General features: G+C 62.7%; 7 protein-coding genes. 3 read left to right on the forward strand and 4 right to left on the reverse strand.

The features are described from left to right. The first annotated feature begins 11 nt into the window (after positions 1 to 11). The gene (locus HMPREF2807_RS01760; RefSeq protein WP_046648995.1) at positions 12 to 380 is read left to right on the forward strand and encodes an ankyrin repeat domain-containing protein; all 369 of its coding nucleotides are present in this window, start codon (positions 12 to 14) and stop codon (positions 378 to 380) included. After that, entirely contained in the window at positions 377 to 1018 is a 642-nt protein-coding gene (locus HMPREF2807_RS01765; protein ID WP_046648996.1) for a LysE family translocator, read from the forward strand. The genes HMPREF2807_RS01760 and HMPREF2807_RS01765 overlap by 4 nt, the downstream gene beginning before the upstream one ends. Here HMPREF2807_RS01765 and HMPREF2807_RS01770 read toward each other — a convergent pair. The 4 genes from HMPREF2807_RS01770 to HMPREF2807_RS01785 all read right to left on the reverse strand — a co-directional run bounded on the left by HMPREF2807_RS01770 (position 1015) and on the right by HMPREF2807_RS01785 (position 3899). Continuing rightward, entirely contained in the window at positions 1015 to 2193 is a 1179-nt protein-coding gene (locus HMPREF2807_RS01770) for a type II restriction enzyme (protein WP_232751594.1), read from the reverse strand. The genes HMPREF2807_RS01765 and HMPREF2807_RS01770 overlap by 4 nt on opposite strands. Next, positions 2186 to 2995: a DNA adenine methylase gene (locus HMPREF2807_RS01775; RefSeq protein WP_049156448.1), complete on the reverse strand. Its 810-nt coding sequence runs from the start codon at positions 2993 to 2995 to the stop codon at positions 2186 to 2188. Before HMPREF2807_RS01775 ends, HMPREF2807_RS01770 begins: the two co-directional genes overlap by 8 nt. Further along, positions 2996 to 3259 (reverse strand): 30S ribosomal protein S20, encoded by a 264-nt coding sequence (gene rpsT, locus HMPREF2807_RS01780; RefSeq protein ID WP_010190855.1) that lies wholly within the window; start codon positions 3257 to 3259, stop codon positions 2996 to 2998. 118 nt (positions 3260 to 3377) lie between these two features. Further along, positions 3378 to 3899 carry a type II toxin-antitoxin system PemK/MazF family toxin gene (locus HMPREF2807_RS01785; RefSeq protein ID WP_049156445.1) on the reverse strand — a complete coding sequence of 174 codons (522 nt, stop codon included), beginning with the start codon at positions 3897 to 3899 and terminating at the stop codon, positions 3378 to 3380. Between the two features lie 18 nt (positions 3900 to 3917). On the opposite strand from HMPREF2807_RS01785, the gene lepA reads away from it, so the two are divergent. Beyond that, positions 3918 to 5765, forward strand: coding sequence for a translation elongation factor 4 (gene lepA / locus HMPREF2807_RS01790; protein WP_010190853.1), 1848 nt, complete (start codon positions 3918 to 3920; stop codon positions 5763 to 5765). The last annotated feature ends 401 nt before the right edge of the window (positions 5766 to 6166 follow it).

Genomic DNA, 6166 nt, shown 5'->3' on the forward strand with positions numbered 1-6166 from the left:
ACTAACCCTCCATGGATGACATCCAGAACTTTGCCACCAAGCTTTTTGACTTTGCCCGCAACGGCGATGCCACGCTGCTCGAGTACATCAAGCAGGGCGTCAACGTGGACATGGTAAACCAGGACGGGCAGTCCTTCATCATGCTCGCCGCCTACCACGGCCATGCGGAGCTGGTACGCCAGCTCGCCGCGGCGGGGGCCGACGTCAACCTCCTCAACGACCGTGGCCAGTCGCCATTGGCCGGAGCGATTTTTAAGAAAGAAGACGCGGTGATCGACGCCCTCCTCGACGCCGGCGCCGACCCCTCCGCCGGCCAGCCCAACGCCCTCGACTCGGCCCGCATGTTCGGCCGCGAGGACCTCCTCGAGCGCCTGTCATGAGCTGGTCCGCGTTTGCGGCCATCCTCCTGATGAATCTCGTCGGTGCGGCAGCACCCGGCCCTGACATCGTCCTAGTGACGCGCTATGCCACGCGCTCGCGCCGCCACGCCATTGCGGCGGCGACGGGCATCCAGGTCGGCGTGCTGTTCTGGTGCACGCTGACCGTGTTCGGTGCGGCCGCCCTGCTCACCGCCTTCCCCGGTGTCCTCTCGTTGATTCAGGTGATCGGTGGCTGTTTCCTGGTGTTTATGGGCGTGCTCTCCATTCGCTCCGGGCTGGAGCTGCGCAAGCAGCCGCCCGTCGATGAGGAGGAGGCGGCCGCACGCTTGGGGTCGGTGGGCAAGGTCTTCCGCACGGGTTTGGCTACCAACTTGTCCAACCCGAAGATCGTGCTCTTCCTCGCCGCTATGGTCGCCCCGCTGCTGCCGCCGCACCCGCCGGTGTGGGTATCGGTGGCACTGGTGTTGAGCCTATCGCTGTCGAGCTATCTGCTCTTCGTCTTTCTCTCGACGGTTATTTCCACCCGCGCGATTCGCCGCCGCCTCCTGGCCGCCGGCCCGTGGATCGACATAGCCTCCGGCGCCTTCTTCGTGGTGGCCGGCTGCGCTCTGGTGTGGGCCGGCATCCAGGCTGCCTAGGCCTGTTCCAGCAGCTCCGCGAGCCACTGCGACCATGCCGCGACCGTGGCGGAGCGGCGGCGCAGGGTCGAATCACCCAGGCCCAGGTTCGCCGCCCGCATGAAGACCATTGCCTCTTCTTTATCCACCGCTCGGCCCGTATCCACGACGTGCCGCACCATGTCCCGGAACACCGGGCGGCAGGCCAGTGCCTCGATGAGGGTGAGGTTGCGTTCATCGCGGGTGCCGTTGAGCTTGCTCAGGCCCAAGTAGCGGGCGGCGTTGGTGTAATAATCCGCCTGGCGTGGAGTAAAACCAAATTCCTCGGGCATCTCCGCCTTGGGCACAGGGTTCTCCAGCAAGCTGATGACCCGCGCAAAGGAGTCCGCCTGCGGAAAGGGAACGCGCGTGCCCTCGACCTGCGTGCGCGCCAGCACCGCGCGCACCGTCGCGTCGGTCACGCCAGACTCGCCCAAAACATAGCGCGCCGCGCTTACGAGCTCGATGCTGCGGAAGTCCTCCGGCTGTCTAAACGCGTAGCGGTAGAAATGGAAAATGCCGTTGGAGTAGACCAGGTACACCGGCACCACCTCTTTATCCAGAGCCAGCGAGAAGCGGCGGAAAGGGAAATAAAGCTGGCGGATGTTGAAGTCGGGGGAGAGGTGGTTCTTCGCCTCCACGAGCACGAGGTGTTCGGCGGATTCGAAGCCGGCATCGATCTCCATCTGGGCGCGGTCCACCACCACGTCGCGCCCGCCGATACGCATGGGCAGCGTGAGCGTCGACATGCGCCCGCTGACCGTCGGCACCAGCTTACCGCCCAGGAAATCTTCGAGCATGCCGCTTAAGCTCGCCGCGGTCAGTGCCGCTGCCTCCGAGGTCAGGTTCTCGAAGTCAATGGACTGGATGTGGCTCGGAACCGGCATCGACTTCAGCGGCCCGGCCTGCTCCGGGAAAGGCTGGTACAGGTCAAAGCGGCCAATCAGGTAGGCATCGCGGCGAATCGGCAGCATGGACAAACCGTGCTTTCGAAACACTTCGGGGCGCGCTGCCGAAAAGTCATGCTTGGCCATCAACCGCGGCTCGCGGCCCGATAGCTCCTTAAGCTTCGCGGCGGGCAATACCGCAAAGCCCTGGTCCGCGATGCCGGCGGCGATGTGGGGGTAAACGAGGTCCCAGGCGGCGTCGTTAAGCATAATTGCGCACGAGCACCTCATCGACCTTGCCGCGCTTCGAGGCCACGGAGTTCACCGCGCGCGTGGCCCCCACGATGTCGATGTGGTAGTCCGCGTACAGCTCCTTGATGAAGTCCGTCGCGGAATTCGACAGCAGGAACTTCACCCCGCGGGCGTTGAGGTCGTCGCAGGTTTCCTTCAGACGAATCTGGTCCGCGCGGCCAAAACCACCCGACTGGTAGCCGGTGAAATTGCTCGTGGGGTTGACCGGATCGTAGGGCGGGTCGAAGTAAACGAAATCCCCCTCGTTGGCCTCCACCGCGGCGTAGTCGCCGTTATAAAACGTCACGTCGTGGGAGGACAGGTACTCCGAAACCGCACGCAGATTGGGCTCATCGCAAATCTTCGGGTTGGCATAGCGGCCAAACGGGGCGTTGAACTGGCCCGAGTTATTCACCCGATAAAGCCCGTTGTAGCAGGTCTTATTCAAATAAATCGTGCGGGCGGCCCGTTCGACGGGGCTCAAGTGCGCAAAACCCGGCTCGCGGTCGCGGGCGCGCATCTCGTAGAAGAAATCCGAATCATTCGGATAGCCCTTTAACAGGGCGATGAGCTCGTCCACGTTATCGCGGACCACCTCGTAGACGGTGATGAGCTCGGTGTTCAGGTCATTGACCCGGGCGCGTTCGGGCGCCAAAGAAAAAAGAACCGCTCCGCCGCCCAAGAAAGGCTCGACATAAGTATCGAAGCTCTCGGGCAGCACGGAGTGGATAGCGGGTAGCAGCTGGCGCTTTCCCCCGACCCACTTCAGGAGCGGTTTCATTTAGGCCATCTTGTTGAAGGCGGTGGCCATGCCGGACTTCTTGTTAGCCGCGGTGTTGCGGTGGAAGACGCCCTTAGACACGGACTTGTCCAGTGCGCGGGAGGCAACGCGCAGCTGCTTCTCGGCTGCAGCCTTGTCACCAGCGGCGACGGCCTCACGGAACTTGCGGATCTCGGTACGCACGGCGGAGCGTACGGACTTGTTGCGCTGACGAGACTTCTCGTTGGTCAGGATGCGCTTCTGCTTGGACTTGATGTTTGCCATCGTTATACCTCTTAGAGTCGTAGGAATGTGCAACCGAGGAAGGCGGACCCAAGGTCCTGACCGCCAGCGTGCCCCGGCATCCCAAAAAATTTAGCAGGGCTCGGACCGAATCCCCAAATCAGGCCCAGTGATAACGCGAGCGCAGCCGGTTGGCAATGCGTTCGAAGCGGCGTTCCGGGAAGAGCGTGCCCTGTCGGCGGCATTGTTCCTCGGAGATTTCCAACACGCGGTCCATCCGCACCCAGCACTGCCGGCCGGATTCGTCCCATTCGCCGGTGCCGATATCGAGCCATTCCTCTTTGTTCGCGTGGCCCGGGTTGGGGGAGATGAGCAGACCCAGCACGGTGGTGCGTGTGCGCGAGACAATGAGCACGGCCCGCTCGCGCGGCGGGGACTGCTTGCCATCCGAGGGCGCCCACACCCAGACAACCTCGCCGGAGTCTGCCTGCCCGTCCATGTCGGGGGTGAAGAAAACGCTGCGCGGGTGGGCGGCGGCACACTCGACGCGAATGTCGGCGGCTTTGCGCGGTTCCGTCACGGAATCATTCTGGTTCAACCCCAAGCCTTCGGTGATGCGCTCGAGACCGACGTCGACAGGCTCAGGGCCTCCGATACCGAGAATGCGTGCCAACCTAGACATGTCGTCTATTCTAAACACATGTCTACAAACTTCGCGGCCACTACGTTTACGGATCCGTCCAAGATCCGAAACTTTTGCATTATCGCCCACATCGACCACGGCAAGTCGACGCTGGCTGATCGCATCCTGCAGTTGTCGCAGGTGGTGGAGGAGCGCGACATGCGTGACCAATACCTCGACAACATGGATATCGAGCGCGAGCGCGGCATCACCATTAAGGCGCAGAACGTGCGCCTGCCCTGGATTCCTCGCTCCGGTGAGTTCGAGGGCCAGGAGATCGTCATGCAGATGATCGATACCCCTGGCCACGTGGACTTCACCTACGAGGTCTCCCGCGCGCTGGAGGCGTGTGAGGGCGCCATCCTGCTTGTCGACGCCGCCCAAGGCATCGAAGCCCAAACCTTGGCCAACCTCTACTTGGCCATGGAAAATGACCTGGAAATCATCCCGGTTCTCAACAAGATCGACCTGCCCGCGGCCGACCCGGAGAAGTACGCCCTGGAGATTGCCCACATCATCGGCTGCGAGCCGGAGGAGGTGCTGCGCGTGTCCGGCAAGACCGGCGAGGGCGTGCCGGAGCTGCTCGATAAGGTGGCTGAGCTCATCCCGGCACCGACGTCCGAGTTCGGCGAGGATGCCCCGGCCCGTGCCATGGTCTTCGACTCCGTCTATGACACTTACCGCGGCGTGGTGACCTATATCCGCATGATGGATGGCAAACTGACCCCGCGCCAGAAGGTCACCATGATGGCCACGGGTACCAACCATGAGCTGCTCGAGGTGGGCATCGTCAGCCCCACCATGCAGAAGTGTAAGGGGCTGGGCCCGGGTGAGGTGGGCTACCTCATCACCGGCGTGAAGAACGTGCGTGAGACCAAGGTGGGTGACACGATTACGTGGGCGTCGAATGGCGCGAGCGAGCCCCTTAAGGGCTATGCCGACCCGAACCCCATGGTCTACTCCGGCCTGTTCCCCATCTCCCAGGCGGACTTCCCGGACCTGCGTGATGCGCTGGAGAAGCTGCAGCTTAACGACGCCTCCCTCACCTTCGAGCCCGAGACCTCCGTCGCCCTGGGCTTCGGCTTCCGCTGTGGATTCTTGGGCCTGCTGCACATGGAAATCACGCGCGACCGTCTGGAGCGCGAGTTTGGCTTGGACCTGATTTCCACGGCACCGTCGGTGACCTACCGCGTGGTGGCAGAGGACGGCGAGGAGTCCATGGTGCACAACCCGTCGGACTGGCCCGGCGGCAAGCTGCGTGAGGTCTACGAGCCGATCGTGAAGATGACCATCATCGTGCCGGAGGAGTTCGTCGGTTCGACGATGGAGCTGTGTCAGTCCAAGCGCGGCCAGATGGGTGGCATGGACTACCTGTCCGAGGACCGCGTGGAGCTGCGCTACACCATGCCCTTGGGTGAAATCATCTTCGACTTCTTCGACATGTTGAAGTCCCGCACCAAGGGCTACGCTTCCCTCAACTACGAGGAGGCCGGCGAGCAGCTGGCGGACCTGGTGAAGGTGGATATCCTCCTCAACGGTGACCCGGTGGATGCCTTCTCCGCCATCGTGCACCGCGATTCCGCGCAGTGGTACGGCAACAAGATGACGAAGAAGCTCAAGGAGCTCATCCCACGCCAGCAGTTCGAGGTGCCCGTCCAGGCGGCCATCGGCTCGAAGATTATCGCGCGTGAAAACATCCGCGCGATGCGCAAGGACGTGCTGGCCAAGTGCTACGGCGGCGATATCTCCCGTAAGCGCAAGCTGCTGGAGAAGCAGAAGGCCGGTAAGAAGCGCATGAAGTCCATCGGCTCCGTGTCCGTGCCGCAGGAGGCCTTCGTGGCGGCGCTGTCCACGGACGCTGAATAAGGAAGCCGTCGCCCATAGCACGGCATCGGGCCTGCAAAAGCCATCAGCGTGGTCACGGCCGGCACTGGTTGCACTGACGGCGCAGGCCCCACGCCCACGCGCTGGCGGAAGTTCACCCTCGCTCCGGCTCGCCCACGTCGAGGGCTGGATTGGTCCGCACGAGCTCGCATGATCTAGCTCTGTGGAAGGCAGAGCCCAACAGGCACTCAGCTCTGCGTATTACCTAGTTTGGTGCTCCGGCTGGGTCACTCGGCATTGAATGAGTAGCTGCCGGTGAGCTGGTTGTGGATTGTCACCGAGTAGTTCTGGCCGTTGGCGTTGGCACCTTCCACAAGCATGTCGAGCTCTTGGGCGTTGTAATAGCGGCTCAAACCCACGTACAGGATGAGCAGGAGGAAACC

The organism is Corynebacterium sp. HMSC074A09, assembly GCF_001811545.1.
Taxonomy (GTDB): domain Bacteria; phylum Actinomycetota; class Actinomycetes; order Mycobacteriales; family Mycobacteriaceae; genus Corynebacterium; species Corynebacterium hiratae.